This window comes from Streptomyces sp. NBC_00386, assembly GCF_036063235.1.
In the GTDB taxonomy this organism is placed as follows: Bacteria; Actinomycetota; Actinomycetes; order Streptomycetales; family Streptomycetaceae; genus Streptomyces.
The window spans coordinates 6,737,122-6,752,734 of record NZ_CP107950.1; the positions used below are offsets into that span (position 1 = coordinate 6,737,122).

A 15,613-nucleotide genomic window follows, 5' to 3' on the forward strand; every position below is an offset into this window, starting at 1 on the left:
GGTCAGAGAACCTCTCCGGGAGCCGGGGCGCCCGTGTCCGGCACCGCGGGCTCGCCCAGCTCGGCGGAGATGCGGGCCAGTTGCGCGAGCCGCTGCTCCAGGCTCGGGTGGGTCGAGAACAGGTTGGCGATGCCCGGCTGGGCGCCGAGCGCGGGGGTGAAGTAGAAGGCGTTGAAGGCCTGCGCGGTGCGCAGGTCCTTCGTCGGGATCCGCCCGATGTCACCGGTCACCTTGGTCAGTGCGGACGCCAGCGCCGAGGGACGGCCGGTGAGCAGGGCCGCGGAACGGTCGGCGGCCAGTTCGCGGTACCGGGAGAGCGCCCTGATCAGCATGAAGCTGATGGCGTACACGGCCGCGGACACCGCCATCACCACGGCGAAGACGGCCACGGTGTTCTGGTCCTTCTGGCCCCGACCGCCGAAGAGCTGAGAGTAGAACGCGAACCGTACGATCAGCCCGGCGAGGACCCCGAGGAACGACGCCACGGTGATCACGGCGACGTCCTTGTGCGCCACGTGCGACAGCTCGTGCGCGAGGACGCCTTCGAGCTCGTCGGGTTCCAGGCGGCGCAGCAGCCCCGTGGTCACGCAGAGCACGGCGTGATCGGCGTTGCGTCCCGTGGCGAACGCGTTCGGCATGTCGAGGTCCGACACGGCGACGAGCGGCTTGGGCATGTCGGCCACGGCGCACAGCCGGTCGACGACGCCGTGGAGCTGGGGATACTCCTCCCGCTCCACGATCCGTCCGTGCATGGCGTACAGCGCGATCCGGTCCGAGAACCAGTACTGCGCGACAAGGAGCCCGGCCGCGATCACGACGACCAGCACCCAGGACTTCAGCAACACGATCAACGCGGCGACGAAGGCCACGTACAGCAATCCGAGCAGGAACAGCGTGACCGTCATCCGCACGGTCAGCTGCCGATCGTTCCGGAATCGGCTCCGCATCTCGCACCACCCCGCAGTCGGGCACTCGTCCCGCTCTCCATTGTGCGCCTGCGGTTCCCCATGAACAGGTGCCGATAGGCCCCGCGGTGGGCAAAGGAATTCCCCCTCGGCGCGCGGCCCCGCGCCCGTTGCCGGCGGGGGAGAAACGCGTCGGCCGCGCCCCTCCCGGAGGAAGGACGCGGCCGAGGACGTGTGCGGCTGGAGCGACGGGTTTACACGTCGAAGTACAGCTCGAACTCGTGCGGGTGCGGACGCAGCTGGAGCGGCGCGATCTCGTTCGTGCGCTTGTAGTCGATCCACGTCTCGATCAGGTCGGACGTGAAGACGTCGCCCGCGAGCAGGAACTCGTGGTCGCGCTCCAGCGAGTCGAGGACGGCCGGGAGCGAGGTCGGGACCTGGGCGACGTTCGCGTGCTCCTCGGGAGCCAGCTCGTAGAGGTCCTTGTCGATCGGCTCGGCCGGCTCGATCTTGTTCTTGACGCCGTCCAGACCGGCCATCAGCAGGGCCGCGAACGCCAGGTACGGGTTGCCGGAGGAGTCGGGCGCGCGGAACTCGACGCGCTTGGCCTTCGGGTTCGAGCCGGTGATCGGGATACGCATGGCCGCGGAGCGGTTGCGCTGCGAGTACACCAGGTTGACCGGGGCCTCGAAGCCGGGGACCAGGCGGTGGTACGAGTTCACCGTCGGGTTGGTGAAGGCGAGCAGCGACGGGGCGTGCTTGAGGATGCCGCCGATGTAGTAGCGGGCCATGTCCGACAGGCCCGCGTAGCCGGCCTCGTCGTAGAACAGCGGGGAGCCGCCGCTCCACAGGGACTGGTGGACGTGCATGCCCGAGCCGTTGTCACCGAAGATCGGCTTCGGCATGAAGGTCGCGGTCTTGCCGTTGCGCCAGGCGACGTTCTTCACGATGTACTTGAAGAGCTGGAGGTCGTCGGCCGCGGCGAGCAGCGTGTTGAACTTGTAGTTGATCTCGGCCTGGCCGGCGGTGCCCACCTCGTGGTGCTGGCGCTCGACCTGGAGGCCGGACGCGGCCAGCTCCAGGGAGATCTCGGCACGGAGGTCGGCGAAGTGGTCGACCGGCGGGGTCGGGAAGTAGCCGCCCTTGTAGCGGACCTTGTAGCCACGGTTGTCCTCGAGCGCGCCGGTGTTCCAGGCGCCGGCCTCGGAGTCGATGTGGTAGAAGGACTCGTTCTCGGCGGTCTTGAAGCGCACGCTGTCGAAGACGTAGAACTCGGCCTCGGGGCCGAAGTACGCGGTGTCGGCGATGCCGGTGGACGCGAGGTAGGCCTCGGCCTTCTTGGCCACGTTGCGCGGGTCACGGGAGTACTGCTCGCCCGTGATCGGGTCGTGGATGAAGAAGTTGATGTTGACCGTCTTGTCGCGGCGGAAGGGGTCGACGCGCGCGGTGGACAGGTCGGCGCGAAGCGCCATGTCGGACTCGTGGATGGCCTGGAAGCCGCGGATGGAGGAGCCGTCGAAGGCGAGCTCCTCAGCCGGGTCGAAGGCCTCGGCCGGGATCGTGAAGTGCTGCATCACACCCGGCAGGTCGCAGAAGCGGACATCGACGAACTTGACGTCCTCGTCCGCGATGAACTTCTTGGCCTCGTCGGCGTTCTGGAACATCCAGCTCCTCCTACTCCCGCCCACTGTGGACCGGGGTGGTAGTTCGTTCGTGCGGCCAGTGCGGTGGCACACGCTGGGGCCGACCATAGGGACGGGGGATTTCTCCAGCGTGACCCATTTGTTTCGCCCAAGTTAACCGACTGCGGCCCTCCGGGCCCCTCCTGTCCGTATGGCAAAACGGGCACAGTACCTTGGACGGGTGGACAACAGGCAAGCAATCGGATCGTGGCTCTCCGGCCCCCGCGCGGCTGCGGAGGAAGCCGGTGTCGACTTCGGATACCGGGGCGAACAGCTCGGTCTCCCGGAGCACGGACCGGGCTCGATCGCCCGCCCCGGCCGCCGTATGGGCGCCCTCGCCGTCGACTGGGGCCTGTGCCTCCTGATCGCATACGGGCTGCTCACCGACGGCTATGACCAGGCTACGGGCAACTGGGCCCTGCTGGTCTTCTTCGTCGTCGGTGTCCTCACGGTCGGTTCCGTCGGCTTCACTCCGGGCAAGCGTCTGCTGGGTCTGCGTGTCGTGGCCGAGGGCGGCGGCCGGCTGAACCCGCTGCGCGTCCTGCTGCGCACCGCGCTCCTGTGCGTGGCCGTTCCGGCCCTGATCTGGGACCGCGACGGCCGAGGCCTCCACGACCGCCTGGCCCACACGATCGAAGTCCGCATCTGACACCCCCGACCAACCCCACCCCCGCCGACCCGACAACCGCCGCCGAAGGCCACCCGGCCCCGGCGAAGGGCCACCTGCCCCGGTGAGGGAACGACCGCCCCCGGCGATGGGGCACCACCCTGGCGAAGGGCGCCCCGTCCGGTGAGCGGACGACCGGCCTGGCGAAGGCCACCCGCCACGGCTAAGGGTCTCGCTCCGGTAGGGGAACGACCCGCCCCGGCGATGGGGCACCTGCCCCGGCGGGGCACCACCCTGGCGAAGGGGCGCTTGCCCCGGCGGAGTACCTCCCCTGGCGAAGGGCGCTCCGGTCCGGTGGGCGGACGACCGCCCCGGCGGAGGGGCACCTGCCCCGGCGGAGGCCGACCCGCCACGAGGGAACGGCCTGCCCCGGCGGCGGAGAACCCCGCCCCGCGGAGGGGCGCACGCAACGACGATGGGGCGCCCGGAGAAACTCCGGGCGCCCCATCGTCGTAGGACTGGTCAAGCCAGCGCGAGCGTCACCGCTTGGGACCGCCCCGCGGCATCCGCATGCCCTTGGGCATCGGACCCTTCGGCAGCGGCATGTTGCTCATCAGGTCGCCCATCGCGCGCAGCCGGTCGTTGGTCGCGGTGACCTGGGGGCCGGCGAGCACACGCGGCAGCTTCAGCATCGTCGTGCGGAGCTTCTTCAGCTCGACCTGACCCTCGCCGGTGCCCACGAGGATGTCGTGCACCGGGACGTCCGAGACGATCCGCGCCATCTTCTTCTTCTCGGCGGCCAGCAGGGTCTTGACCCGGTTCGGGTTGCCCTCGGCGACCAGCACGATGCCGGCCTTGCCGACCGCGCGGTGCACCACGTCCTGGCTGCGGTTCATCGCGACCGCGGGGGTCGTGGTCCAGCCTCGGCCGACGTTGTCGAGCACCGCCGCGGCCGCGCCAGGCTGGCCCTCCATCTGCCCGAAGGCGGCCCGCTCGGCCCTGCGTCCGAAGACGATCGCCGTCGCGAGGAGGGCGAGCAGCAGCCCGAGAATGCCGAGATAGACCGGGTGGCCGATCAAGAAGCCGATCGCGAGGAAGACACCGAGGGTGAGAATTCCGACAGCCGCGAGTACAAGACCGATCTTGGAATCGGCCTTGCGGGTCATTTTGTACGTCAGAGCGATCTGCTTGAGTCGCCCGGGGTTCGCAGCGTCCGCTGCGGTTTCCTTCCTCGCCATGCCCACGAGTCTACGTGGCCCGCGAAGTGCCGACGACGGCAGTACCGGGCGAGCGGGGCCGCGGCTGCCGTGACCGGATCGATCGGCGCTGACCGGCGCCGATCAGGAACGGGTGACGGATTCCAGCACGCGCTGCGCCTCGACCCGGTCCTTGGCGCGGCGGCGGTCCTCCAGGACGGAGGTCCAGGCATTGCGGCGGGCGGTGCGCTGCCCACTGCTCATGAGCAGTGATTCGACGGCACGCAGTGCATCGGTGAACGACGGAATCGCGGTGGCGCGTACGGGCGCGGCCTGCATGATGGAGATCCCCCCTCGGGATCGACGGCTCGGACGGGGACGTGTGTGACGTGGAACCAGAGTCACTGACTGGTGTTACCAGTACGTGACCGAGCGGTCAAACACCAATGAAACCTTGATACCGCGGGTCGCTTTCCTACCCCCTTCCTGACGCTGCGTTCAGCTGCGGGGATGCCGTGAGGGGGTGTGAACGGGCCGTTGTGAAGGGCGAGTTGCTTGTGCGCGGATTCACACGAAAGCGGTGGCACTCAGTGCCACCGCTTTCCTTTCGCAACGTGTGCCGTTCGGGGGATCAGACCGCCTGGGAGGCGACGTACGCGCCACGCTTCTCGATGGCCATCTGGTAGAGGCGGCCGGCCCGGTACGAGGAGCGGACCAGCGGGCCCGACATGACGCCGGAGAAGCCGATCTCCTCGGCCTCCTCCTTGAGCTCCACGAACTCCTGCGGCTTGACCCAGCGCTCCACGGGGTGGTGGCGCACGGAGGGGCGCAGGTACTGCGTGATCGTGATGAGCTCGCAGCCCGCCTCGTGCAGCTGCCGGAGCGCCTCGCTGACCTCTTCGCGGGTCTCGCCCATGCCGAGGATCAGGTTCGATTTCGTGACCAGACCGTAGTCACGGGCCTCGGTGATGACCTTGAGCGAGCGCTCGTAGCGGAAGCCCGGACGGATCCGCTTGAAGATCCGGGGGACCGTCTCGACGTTGTGCGCGAAGACCTCGGGGCGCGAGGAGAAGACCTCGGCGAGCTGCTCGGGCTCGGCGTTGAAGTCCGGGGCGAGCAGTTCGACCTTGGTGCGTCCGGCCTCGCGGCCGGCGGTCTGCGCGTGGATCTGGCGGACCGTCTCGGCGTACAGCCAGGCGCCGCCGTCCTCCAGGTCGTCGCGGGCGACGCCGGTGATGGTGGCGTAGTTCAGGTCCATCGTGACGACGGACTCACCGACACGGCGCGGCTCGTCCCGGTCCAGGGCCTCCGGCTTGCCGGTGTCGATCTGGCAGAAGTCACAGCGCCGCGTGCACTGGTCACCGCCGATGAGGAAGGTGGCCTCGCGGTCTTCCCAGCACTCGTAGATGTTGGGACAGCCCGCCTCCTGGCAGACCGTGTGCAGACCCTCGCTCTTCACGAGCGCCTGCATCTTCGTGTACTCGGGACCCATCTTCGCCCGGGTCTTGATCCACTCGGGCTTGCGCTCGATGGGGGTCTGGCTGTTCCGGACCTCCAGGCGCAGCATCTTGCGTCCGTCGGGTGCGACTGCGGACACATCGGCTCCCTGTAACTTCGATTCTTCGGCGTACACCAGGGTACGCCCGTGCGGTTCTCGGCCCCCGAGGTGGGCAACCTTCGGGAGCGGGGGTGCATTCCCGAGGGGTCTCCGCCGTGGAGGCACGGGCTCCGGGCCGGTGTGCCTTACGCGCGGGTTCGGCTCTACGCCGGGGCGTGTTCCACGACGCGCGGCTTGAGGTCCGCGTTCGCCAGGATGTCCCCGAGGTGCTTCTCGGCCACCGGCAGGACCTCGTCGATGGTCACGTCGCGGCCCAGCTCGCCCGCGAGCGAGGCGACGCCCGCGTCGCGGATGCCGCACGGGATGATCCGGTCGAACCAGGCGTTGTCCGGGTTCACGTTCAGCGCGAAGCCGTGCATGGTGACGCCCTTGGCGACGCGGATGCCGATCGCGGCGATCTTGCGGTCCTCGCGGCGCTGGCCCGCGTTGGACGGGGCGTACTCCGGGCCGTTGAGCCGCGGGTCGAACTCCTCGTCCTGGAGCCGGGGGTCGAAGTCGAGGGAGAGTCCCCCGAGCGCGGGGGCCCCCTGGGCGGGGTCCTTGGCGTCACCGAGGATCCAGACGCCGCTGCGGCCCTCGACCCGGCTCGTCTCCAGGCCGAACTCCGCGCAGGTGCGGATGAGCGCCTCTTCCAGACGGCGTACGTGGGCTACGACGTCCACGGGACGCGGGAGCTTCTGGATGGGGTAGCCGACCAGCTGGCCCGGACCGTGCCAGGTGATCTTGCCGCCGCGGTCCACGTCGATGACGGGTGTGCCGTCCAGGGGCCGCTCGTTGTCCGCCGTGCGCCGGCCCGCGGTGTACACCGGGGGGTGCTCCAGGAGCAGACAGGTGTCGGGGACCTCGTCCAGGAACCGGGCCGCGTGCACGCGGCGCTGCTCGTCCCACGCCTCCTGGTACTCGACGGCCTCGGCACCGAATCCCATGCGGACGAACCGCAACTCACTCACGGTAAGCGCCTCCCTAGAAGCTTCCTCGGGCACGTGGTGGTCCCCGTGCGGGGGACGCGGAGGAACCTTTCGTCAGGTCCGTCGCGCGCCCACGCCACTGTACGTCCGCCGGATCCGCGTCAGCCCGACGGCTAATCCTCACACGATCGGATGAATGAATGTCGATGTGTGCGATGACGTGCTCACGCTCCGCTACATTCGCGCCGTTCACTAGGCCATAAGGGCTGCTCACAGGCAATCCGGGCACAGGGAGGCCTCGGGGGAGGCGCAAGAGCGTTCTCACGCCGCCCCGAGACCCCCTGGAGACCCGAAGGCAGGAGACCGCACCGCAGATGACGGAACGACCCGCGCAGCGCACGCCCAATCGACAGCTCGCCGCGCTCATCGCAGAAGCGGGGTTCTCCAACGCAGGTCTCGCCCGTCGCGTGGACCAGCTCGGACTCGAACACGGACTGGACCTGAGATACGACAAGACATCGGTGACCCGGTGGCTGCGGGGCCAGCAGCCCCGCGGGACCACCCCCGCGCTCATCGCCGAGGTGTTCACCCGCCGCCTCGGCCGGCGCCTGAGCGCGCAGGACCTCGGGCTCGACGCCTGCGCGCCCGTGTACGCGGGGCTGGAGTTCGCCGCGACCCCCGAGGAGGCCGTGGACATCGTCAGCGGCCTGTGGCGCAAGGACTCCGGGAGCCACGCCGAGCTCCGCAAGATCGCCTTCACCCCGGCCGGGCTCGTCGTGCCCAGCAGGGACTGGCTGATCGGCCGGGCCGACGACCGGGTCGCCCGCGGCGAGCAGCCCTCCCGCATCCCCGCCCAGGGCCGCCCGGCCTCGCCCAAGGTCACGTCGCCGCCCGAGCCGGGGGGATCCGCCTTCCGGCGCGGCCGGACCGAGCGGGGCCCCGGCCAGCGGGTCAGCGGCGGGGACATCGCCGCGCTCCGCTCGGTCGGTGAACTCTTCCGCGCCCTCGACCACGCCTACGGCGGCGGCCACGCCCGCCAGGCACTGGTCCGCTATCTGGAGCACGAGGCCGAACCCATGCTGCGCGGCGTGTACGGCGAGCAGACCGGCCGCCACCTGTTCGCCGCCGCCGCCGACCTCACCCGGCTCGCCGGCTGGACGTCGTACGACATCGGCGCGCACGGACTCGCGCAGCGGTACTTCGTCCAGGCACTGCGCCTGGCGCAGGCCGCGGGCGACCGGGTGTACGGCTCCTACGTGCTCATCACGATGAGCCGGCAGGCCGTCTACCTCGGACACGGGCGCGAGGCCGTGCAGCTCGCGCGGGTCGCGCAGCAGGGCCTCGGCTCCGGGGGGCCGCACGTCGTGCAGGCGCTGTTGCACGCCGTCGAGGCGCGCGGCCACGGGGTGCTCGGCGAGGTGCGGGCCTGTACGGCCTCGCTGGTCCGGGCCGAACGCGCGCTGGAGGCGTCCCGGACCGGCGACGAGGTCCCGCACTGGGCCCGGTACTTCGACGAGGCGCAGCTCGCCGACGAGTTCGGGCACTGCCACCGGGACCTTCAGCAGTTCCGGGCGGCGGCGCAGCACGCCGAGCGCTCGCTCCAGCTCCGGGCGCCCGGCTACGCGCGCAGCCGGCTGTTCTGCCGGGTGGTGCTCGCCTCGGCGCGGCTCGGGCTCGGAGAACTCGACCAGGCCTGTCTGCTCGGCGCGGAGGCCGCGGGGCAGGCGGCGGAGATGCGGTCGGCGCGGGCCGTCGAGTACGTACGGGACTTCGAGAAACGGCTCGAACCGTACAAGGACGCCGCACCCGTCCGCGGCTACCGCGACAAGGTGGCCGCGCTGAGCTGAGCGCGCGGGCGGGAACGGCCGGACGGGCCCCGGGCCGGGGCGTCCCCGGTCTCCGGCCTGGGGTACCGGAGACCGGGAAGCTCGATGCGTGCACCGGGGCGGGGGTCGCCCGCCCCGGTGCGGGCGGGGGCGTCCACCCTCGCGCGGCGGGTCCGCCGGGAGCCGGGTCCGGCCTCCGGGAGCGCCCGGAGGCCGCAGGGCCCGCGCGCCGGGACTCCGGAACTCCGGAGCCCCGCGCCGGAGTTCCGGAGCCCGGGGTCAGGCGGCGGCGGACTCCAGCGGCTCGGCCGACGGGGCGGCCGCGCGGACGTCCAGGTCCGTCAGGAGGGCGTGGGCGGCCCGCCGGGCCGAGTGCAGCGCGCCCTGCACCGTGCCGGTGTCCCGGTGGTCACCGCACACGTACAGGCCCGCGAGCAGCCGTACGGGGCGGCGCGGATCGTGCGGCGGCGGCATCGCCGGGACCGCTTCAGGCTCGTGATGGACCGCCAGCAGTTCCCAGCGGGTCGTCGACGTGCCGTAGACGCGGGCGAGCTGGGCGCGGACCGTCGCGTCCAGGTGGGGCGCGGCGGGCGGTGTGCCGAGCACGGTCGAGGAGATCAGGGCGCGGCCCGCGGGTGCCCGGGTCGGGTCGACCTGGCTGACGACCGCCGTGTGCGCCACCGGGCCGCCGCGGTCGGCGTCCAGGAGCAGCGCCGGCTCGGTGAGCGGCGGTTCGTCCGTGGTGTGGTGCAGGACGGTCACCGGATGGAAGGTGGGGACGTGCAGCCCGGGCAGGAACCGGGCGGCGGCACGCGCCCCGGTCGCCAGCAGGATGGCCCGGCACCGGAGTTCGCCGTGGTCCTTCGTCGTGACGCGGGTCGTGGAGACGGCGGTGACCTCGACGCCGGAGTGCACGGTGCCGGGCGGAAGGGCGGCCGCGAGCAGCTCGGGGAGCGCGTCCGCGCCGCCTTCGGGCAGACACAGCCTCCCCGTCGCGAAGGAGTGCAGCGCGAGATCGGCGAGGCGGCTCGACGTCCGTAGCTCCGGGTCGCACAGCAGGGCCGCGAGAAGGGGGCGCAGAAAGGCCTCGACCGTACGGGCCGGGAGCCCCCGGGCGGTCAGCGCGTTCGCCGCGGTGAGGTCGGGGCGGGCGAGCAGGCGCTCCGGCGGAGTGGCGGCGAGGCGCGCGAGGGCGGCGCCGAGACGGGACTGGTCGAGGGGGCTGCCGAGCGGGCCGGGGCGGGTGGTTCCGCGCGCGGGCCGGGCCAGCGGAAGCCGGGGGGCGCTCGCGAGGGCGCGCGCGGTGGTGAGTGCGCCCCTTGCGCTCCGGGATGTGCCGGGCGTGCCCGTGGGGTGGCGCCGGCCGTCGCTGTGCAGCAGCACGCCCGGCGAGAACGGGCACAGGACGAGGTCGTCCAGGCCCGGGGTGTGGCGCAGTTCCGGGTACGAGGTGGACAGGAGCCGGCCGATCCGGTCCAGCCGGAAGCCGTCGACCTTCTCCGTGGACATGCGGCCGCCGACGTGGGGGGCGGCCTCGAGGACGGCGGTCCTCAGCCCCGCCCCGGTCAGATGCCGTGCGGCCGCGAGGCCGGCGACACCGGCTCCCACGACGACGACGTCGACGTCTTCCGTGATCTGTGCCGTGTGCGCGGCGTGGCGTGCGGGCTCTAGCACGTGCCCCTCCTCGAGGTTGCGCGGCCGGTGGGGACGTCATGCCCCCAACACGCTTCTGGAATGCCCCAGTTCGGATCGAGGGTGCGAGGTTCGGCCGCGCGGCGGAAGCCGCGCGGCGGCCGAGCACGGGAGCATGGGGGGTGCATGTACCCACCTGGCGGGGGTGGTCGAACCCGCCCGGGCCGGGCCCACGAGCCTCGGACCCACTCATCCGTCCGGGCGCCGGGAGTCCTCGCCTCCAGCCGGGAGGCGGCGCTGACCCTCCGTTTCCCGCCGGGGGTGCCCGGAGGTATTCGCCTCCCGCCGGAGGACGACCGGGCTCTCCGGAGGATGTCCGGAGGTATTCGCCTCCCCGGCGACCGTTCCTCAGCCGAGTGCCGCCCGCAGGGCTCCGTCGATCGAGGGGAACGCGAAGGTGAAGCCCGATTCCAGGAGGCGGGAGGGCAGGACGCGCTGGCTGCCCAGGACGTCCTCGGCCATGTCGCCGAGGGCGAGGCGCAGCAGCGGGGCGGGCGCGGTCAGCAGGGTCGGGCGGTGCAGGACCCGGCCCATGGCCTCGGTGATCTCGCCGTTGGTGAGCGGGTCGGGGGCGGTCAGGTTCACCGGCCCGGACAGCGACTCCGTGTCGATGAGATGCCGGATCGCGGCCACCTCGTCGTGCAGCGCGATATAGCTCCAGTACTGGCGCCCGTTCCCCATCCGCCCCCCGGCACCCGCCTTGAACAGCGGAATCAGCCGCGCCCAGGCCCCGCCCTCGCGGGCCACCACGAGCCCGGTCCTGGGAAGCACCGTGCGTACCCCCGCCTCCTGCGCGGGAGCGGTCGCCTCCTCCCACTCCACACAGACGGACGGCAGGAACCCGTCCCCGGGCGGCGCGGACTCGTCCACCGCGCGGCCGTCCGTGTCGCCGTAGAACCCGATCGCGCTCCCGTTGACGAAGACCCGCGGCGGTTCGTCGAGCGAGGCCACCGCTTCCGCGAGCGTCGCAGTCCCGAGCACCCGGCTGTCCCGGATCATCCGCTTGTACGCACGCGTCCAGGGCCGCCCCGCCACCGGCGCCCCCGCCAGATTGACCACGGCGGCACAGCCGATGAGCCCCACCGCGTCGATCCGCTGCCGCTGCGGATCCCACCGGATCTCGTCCGGCGAACGCGGCTCACGGCGTACGAGCCGGACCACCTCATGCCCTTCGGCGCTCAGGGAGCGTGCCAGCGCGGAGCCGATCAGGCCGGACGCGCCGGCGATCACGATGCGGGAACCCGGGGACAGCGGTGAGTCGCTCATGGGTCCATCCTGCCCCCGCCGCCCAGGACTTCACGGAAGGGCCGCAGCGCGGCGGCCGTACAGTGCCGGTATGTCAGCTGCTCCGCGGATACGCCCCGCAACCCTGGACGACGAGGACGCGCTCGGCCGGATCGACCGCGACACCTGGTCCACGCTGCACGCGGTCATGCCGCGCCCCCGGCCGCCGTACGGACCCTTCTACAGCGAGCGGTTCGGTCCCCGGGACCATGTCGTCGCCGAGCTCGACGGCCGCCTCGTGGGGTACATCCGGCTGGGCTTCCCGACCCAGCTGGCCTGCAACGCGCACGTCCGGCAGATCCTCGGACTGGCCGTCGCCGACGAGGCCCGCGGCGCCGGGGTGGGCCGCGCGCTGCTGCGGGCGGCGCGCGAGGAGGCCCGCCGCCAGGGCGCCCGGCGCATCACCCTGCGCGTGCTCGGCCACAACACCCCGGCGCGCGCTCTCTACGAGTCCGAGGGGTTCGTCGTCGAGGGGATCCTGCCCGGGGAGTTCCTGCTGGACGGCGCCTACGTGGACGACGTCCTGATGGGACGCCCGCTCTGATCGGCTCTCCCCGTCAGGACCGTGTTCCGTGAGGCGCTCGCTCAGGAGTTGACGAGGTCGCCCGTGTCCACCCGTGCCGTGGCGTGTGCCGCCTTCTTGGCGTCGCTCGCGACCTCGTGCGCCGTCAGGACGTAACCGGTCTCGTCGTCCGAGGTCGAACGGGCGAAGACCACGCCGTACACCTCGCCGCCGGTGGTCAGGAGCGGACCGCCGGAGTTGCCGGGCCGGACGGTCGAGCGGATCGAGTAGATCTCGCGGGTGACCGTGCCCGAGTTGTAGATGTTCTGGCCCGTCGCGTTGATGCGGCTCGCTACGGTGGCCGCCTGGAGGTCGAGGCCGCCGTCCTGCGGGTAGCCCGCGACCACGGCGGAGTCCCCGCGCGAGGCGACCCCGTCGAAGTGGAGGACCGGGGCCCGGAGAGCCGGCACGTACAGGACGGCGACGTCCTTCTGCGGATCGAAGAGGACCACCCGCGCCTGGTACGGGCGGCCGACCCCGCCCACCCGCACGGTCGGCCGGTCGATGCCCGCCACCACGTGCGCGTTGGTCATCACACGGTGCGGGGCGTAGACGAAGCCGCTGCCCTCCCGGCCCTGGTTGCCCGAGACGCCCTCGACCTTCACGGTGCTCAGCTTGGCGGCGTTCGTCGCGGACGGCGTGACACTGTCCCCGGAGGGCTTGGCGACACCGGCCGCCGGTTCGTTCTCGAACGGGTTGAAGACCTGCGGGAAGCCCGCCTCCGTGAGTGCCGAGGTCGCGCGCGAGAACCAGGTCGGCGTGGTCTCCGGCATCGTGTTCTGCACGGCGCCCAGCAGCGCCGAGTTGCGGATCGACTGCGTCACCACCGTCGAGGAGGACGCGCCCAGGACGCTCGCCGCCACCCAGGCCACCAGCAGCACGGCCAGGGTGTTCGCCGCGGCTCCGCCGATCCCGTCGGCCACCCGCAGCGGCCCCTGGTCCAGCTCGCGGCGCAGCTTCAGCGCCAGCCGCCCGGCCAGCTCGTGGCCCACGACGCCGGGCACCAGCACCGTGAGCACCGCCGTGACCGTCGCCGCCGGTGTCCCCGCCGTGACCAGCTCCATGATCCACGGCAGCACCCACACGCCGATGACGGCGCCGCCCACGAAGCCGGCCAGGGAGACACAGCCGGCCACCAGGCCGCGACGGTACCCGGACGCCGCGTAGACCAGGATGACCAGCATCAGCAGGAGGTCGAGAACGTCCACGGAGCCGCCTTTCTCTAGGGCCCCTTAGTACGCGTCGGGCGGGCCCAGTGATCAGCCACGCGCGTTCGGTGCCGCGGAAACGGCCACACACCCGTGGACCTGTAGAAACGTCCCGGACATGCTCGATGGTTCCACCAGGTGGCACACCACACATCGCGGCCCGCGAGGATCCGGGTCAGGGTGGCTCCATGCGTGTCTTCCGGAAGCCGCGGGGACCTCGAATACGGAGCGGGGAGCGAGCGTCCCGGCACGGGCGCCACGGACGTCCGGGGCCCCGGACGTCCGAGAGGCTCACCCGCGGAACGGATCGAACCCCCCAGGCGCCTGTGTCACCCCGTGTGCGCCGGAGTGCGCCGGTGGGGCTGCCGAAACCGGTCCTCGTCGCCCTCGGGTGCGTGCCGGGCCTGCTCGCCGTCCTGGCGCTGGTGATGTGCGCGGCCGGGGTGGACCGCTCGGCGGCCCGCGGCACCGCCCCGCCCCCGGTCGCGGCCCGGATCACCGTTCCCCGTCCCGTCGCCAGGCCGCCCATCGTGCCGCGGACGGCGTGGCTGGACGCCGCGAGCACCCGCGAGCAGCCGCCGCCCCGCTACGACGACCGCGTCGTGGCGGTCTTCATCCACCACACCGACTCGCCGAGCGACTACGACTGCGCCGACGTGCCCCGCATCATCCGTGACGTGTACGCGGGCCAGACGGGCGCCAAGGACTGGGACGACATCGGCTACAACTTCCTCGTCGACCGCTGCGGCACGATCTACGAGGGCCGCGCGGGCGGGGTCGACAGGCCCGTCACCGGGGCGCACACCCAGGGCTTCAACCACCGCTCCGCCGGGATCGCCGCGATCGGCACCTTCACGGCGGGATCGCAGGTGCCGAAGGCGATGACCGACGCGATCGCCCGTCTCGTGGCCTGGAAGCTCGGACTCGGCGGCGTGGACCCCCGGGGCACGGTCCGCCTCGTCTCCAGCAACAGCCTCAGCCGTTACGCCGCGGGCACCGCCGCCGTGCTCTCCACCGTCTCCGGCCACGACGCGGCCTTCATGACGAGCTGCCCGGGGGCCGCCCTCACCGCCCGCCTCCCCGAGATCCGCGACCTGGCGGCCCGCGTCCAGGGCCGCTGAGCGCCCGGCGCCGCCGGTCACAGGCACACCCCCGGCGGCTCACAGAGTTCCCAGAGCCGGGCGCCCTACCGTCCACGTACGGCGCCGCACGGCGTCGTACGCGCTGACCGGAGGCGGGGATCATGAGGATCAGTCGGACGGGGAGCGGGGCGCACGCGGGGCGCACCGGGGGCGGACAGGACATACGGGCCGTGGAGCCGTCCGGTGGCCGGATGACGGCGGCGCGGAGGCCGTGGGCGGTGGTGTGCGCCGTGGCCACGGTCGTACTGGGCCCGGCGGCGGTGACGGCGTCCGCGCTGGACCAGGCCAACGCGGCCCCGCAGCACCACACGGCGCGAGCCGACGGTCCGCAGGCGTACATCCCCGCCGACCGGACGCGCCTGCCGGCCGTACCCCGGAGCCGCGCGGGCACGCCCTGACACACCGGCGCGGCCGGCCCGTCAGTCCTCCCTGAAACGCTCCCACAGTTTGGGGTAGCGCCCCGCGATGACGGACTCGTTCTCGAACTCGAGCGGGGCGCCCTCGGGCTCGGCGGGGGCGGCCGGGATGCCGAGGGCGGGGGCGACGGCACCGGTCAGCTGCTCGTAGGCCTCGTCGGCCGCGTACCCCAGCTCCTCGCCGTCGCCGTCGATCTCCTCGTCGAAGTCGTCCAGGAGCTCGGCGAGCGTGTCGGGGTCGTGCATCGCCCCCTCGAAGACCTCCCGGCCCTGGCCGATCAGCCAGCACCGGAAGAAGTCGAAGGCGTCGTCGCTGGCCCCGTCGAGCAGCACCCAGGCCGCGCCCCACAGATCCCAGCGGTACGCGCGGTTGTAGCGCGACTCGAAGTGCCGGGAGAAGTCCAGGACGGAGTCCGGGTCCAGCTGGACGAGCCGCTCGACGAGCAGATCCGCCTGTTCCTCGGGGTCGCCCTCGGCAGTCTCGCGGGTCGTGTCCACCAGCTGCCAGAACTCCGTCTCGTCCATCACGGGTCCAGCATCGGGCCTGGGCGGGAGGGACGCACGTGG

At 72.2% G+C, this 15,613-nt stretch carries 15 protein-coding genes; 5 read left to right on the top strand and 10 right to left on the bottom strand.

What is annotated here, in order from left to right; translation table 11 throughout:
- Positions 1–2 precede the first annotated feature (2 nt).
- Both htpX and glnA read right to left on the bottom strand, forming a co-directional pair.
- The gene (htpX, locus tag OG780_RS29550) at positions 3–947 is read right to left on the bottom strand and encodes a zinc metalloprotease HtpX (RefSeq protein ID WP_328453227.1); all 945 of its coding nucleotides are present in this window, start codon (positions 945–947) and stop codon (positions 3–5) included.
- A gap of 212 nt (positions 948–1,159) precedes the next feature.
- Entirely contained in the window at positions 1,160–2,569 is a 1,410-nt protein-coding gene (glnA, locus tag OG780_RS29555; protein ID WP_328453229.1) for a type I glutamate--ammonia ligase, read from the bottom strand.
- A gap of 199 nt (positions 2,570–2,768) precedes the next feature.
- On the opposite strand from glnA, the gene OG780_RS29560 reads away from it, so the two are divergent.
- Positions 2,769–3,236, top strand: coding sequence for an RDD family protein (locus tag OG780_RS29560; protein WP_328453231.1), 468 nt, complete (start codon positions 2,769–2,771; stop codon positions 3,234–3,236).
- A gap of 497 nt (positions 3,237–3,733) precedes the next feature.
- Here OG780_RS29560 and OG780_RS29565 read toward each other — a convergent pair whose 3' ends face one another.
- The 4 genes from OG780_RS29565 to lipB all read right to left on the bottom strand — a co-directional run bounded on the left by OG780_RS29565 (position 3,734) and on the right by lipB (position 6,958).
- Complete coding sequence (locus OG780_RS29565; RefSeq protein WP_328453233.1) at positions 3,734–4,432, bottom strand: DUF4191 domain-containing protein; 699 nt, start codon at positions 4,430–4,432, stop codon at positions 3,734–3,736.
- 102 nt (positions 4,433–4,534) lie between these two features.
- Positions 4,535–4,729 carry an SCO2195 family GlnR-regulated protein gene (locus tag OG780_RS29570; protein WP_326788203.1) on the bottom strand — a complete coding sequence of 65 codons (195 nt, stop codon included), beginning with the start codon at positions 4,727–4,729 and terminating at the stop codon, positions 4,535–4,537.
- A 292-nt stretch (positions 4,730–5,021) separates the two neighbouring features.
- Positions 5,022–5,987 (bottom strand): lipoyl synthase, encoded by a 966-nt coding sequence (gene lipA / locus OG780_RS29575; RefSeq protein ID WP_328453235.1) that lies wholly within the window; start codon positions 5,985–5,987, stop codon positions 5,022–5,024.
- A gap of 164 nt (positions 5,988–6,151) precedes the next feature.
- Positions 6,152–6,958: a lipoyl(octanoyl) transferase LipB gene (gene lipB / locus OG780_RS29580; protein WP_328453237.1), complete on the bottom strand. Its 807-nt coding sequence runs from the start codon at positions 6,956–6,958 to the stop codon at positions 6,152–6,154.
- A 332-nt stretch (positions 6,959–7,290) separates the two neighbouring features.
- On the opposite strand from lipB, the gene OG780_RS29585 reads away from it, so the two are divergent.
- Complete coding sequence (locus OG780_RS29585; RefSeq protein ID WP_328453239.1) at positions 7,291–8,763, top strand: regulator; 1,473 nt, start codon at positions 7,291–7,293, stop codon at positions 8,761–8,763.
- Positions 8,764–9,021: 258 nt separating this feature from the next.
- Here the strand turns inward: OG780_RS29585 and OG780_RS29590 are convergent, their stop codons facing one another.
- Both OG780_RS29590 and OG780_RS29595 read right to left on the bottom strand, forming a co-directional pair.
- Complete coding sequence (locus OG780_RS29590) at positions 9,022–10,416, bottom strand: NAD(P)/FAD-dependent oxidoreductase (RefSeq protein ID WP_328453241.1); 1,395 nt, start codon at positions 10,414–10,416, stop codon at positions 9,022–9,024.
- Positions 10,417–10,782: 366 nt separating this feature from the next.
- The gene (locus tag OG780_RS29595) at positions 10,783–11,700 is read right to left on the bottom strand and encodes a TIGR01777 family oxidoreductase (RefSeq protein WP_328453243.1); all 918 of its coding nucleotides are present in this window, start codon (positions 11,698–11,700) and stop codon (positions 10,783–10,785) included.
- Positions 11,701–11,770: 70 nt separating this feature from the next.
- Between OG780_RS29595 and OG780_RS29600 the strand changes: the two genes are divergently transcribed.
- On the top strand, positions 11,771–12,262 hold the full coding sequence (locus OG780_RS29600) for a GNAT family N-acetyltransferase (RefSeq protein ID WP_328453246.1): 492 nt from the start codon (positions 11,771–11,773) through the stop codon (positions 12,260–12,262).
- A 41-nt stretch (positions 12,263–12,303) separates the two neighbouring features.
- Here OG780_RS29600 and OG780_RS29605 read toward each other — a convergent pair whose 3' ends face one another.
- A complete protein-coding gene (locus tag OG780_RS29605) occupies positions 12,304–13,488 on the bottom strand; it encodes a MarP family serine protease (protein WP_328453248.1) in 1,185 nt (394 codons plus the stop codon).
- 356 nt (positions 13,489–13,844) lie between these two features.
- Here OG780_RS29605 and OG780_RS29610 point away from each other — a divergent pair, with 356 nt between their 5' ends.
- Complete coding sequence (locus OG780_RS29610; protein WP_443062231.1) at positions 13,845–14,609, top strand: peptidoglycan recognition protein family protein; 765 nt, start codon at positions 13,845–13,847, stop codon at positions 14,607–14,609.
- A gap of 212 nt (positions 14,610–14,821) precedes the next feature.
- Entirely contained in the window at positions 14,822–15,028 is a 207-nt protein-coding gene (locus OG780_RS29615; RefSeq protein WP_328458468.1) for a hypothetical protein, read from the top strand.
- Positions 15,029–15,049: 21 nt separating this feature from the next.
- Here the strand turns inward: OG780_RS29615 and OG780_RS29620 are convergent, their stop codons facing one another.
- The gene (locus tag OG780_RS29620; RefSeq protein ID WP_328458470.1) at positions 15,050–15,571 is read right to left on the bottom strand and encodes a DUF4240 domain-containing protein; all 522 of its coding nucleotides are present in this window, start codon (positions 15,569–15,571) and stop codon (positions 15,050–15,052) included.
- Positions 15,572–15,613: the final 42 nt, after the last annotated feature.

Bases quoted from the DNA above. Each gene is read 5' to 3' on its own strand.
- OG780_RS29585 (WP_328453239.1), top strand. From the start codon at position 7,291: ATGACGGAACGACCCGCGCAGCGCACGCCCAATCGACAGCTCGCCGCG.
- OG780_RS29620 (WP_328458470.1), bottom strand. From the start codon at position 15,571: ATGGACGAGACGGAGTTCTGGCAGCTGGTGGACACGACCCGCGAGACT.
- OG780_RS29565 (WP_328453233.1), bottom strand. From the start codon at position 4,432: ATGGCGAGGAAGGAAACCGCAGCGGACGCTGCGAACCCCGGGCGACTC.
- OG780_RS29615 (WP_328458468.1), top strand. From the start codon at position 14,822: ATGACGGCGGCGCGGAGGCCGTGGGCGGTGGTGTGCGCCGTGGCCACG.
- htpX (WP_328453227.1), bottom strand. From the start codon at position 947: ATGCGGAGCCGATTCCGGAACGATCGGCAGCTGACCGTGCGGATGACG.
- OG780_RS29570 (WP_326788203.1), bottom strand. From the start codon at position 4,729: ATGCAGGCCGCGCCCGTACGCGCCACCGCGATTCCGTCGTTCACCGAT.
- glnA (WP_328453229.1), bottom strand. From the start codon at position 2,569: ATGTTCCAGAACGCCGACGAGGCCAAGAAGTTCATCGCGGACGAGGAC.
- OG780_RS29595 (WP_328453243.1), bottom strand. From the start codon at position 11,700: ATGAGCGACTCACCGCTGTCCCCGGGTTCCCGCATCGTGATCGCCGGC.
- OG780_RS29600 (WP_328453246.1), top strand. From the start codon at position 11,771: ATGTCAGCTGCTCCGCGGATACGCCCCGCAACCCTGGACGACGAGGAC.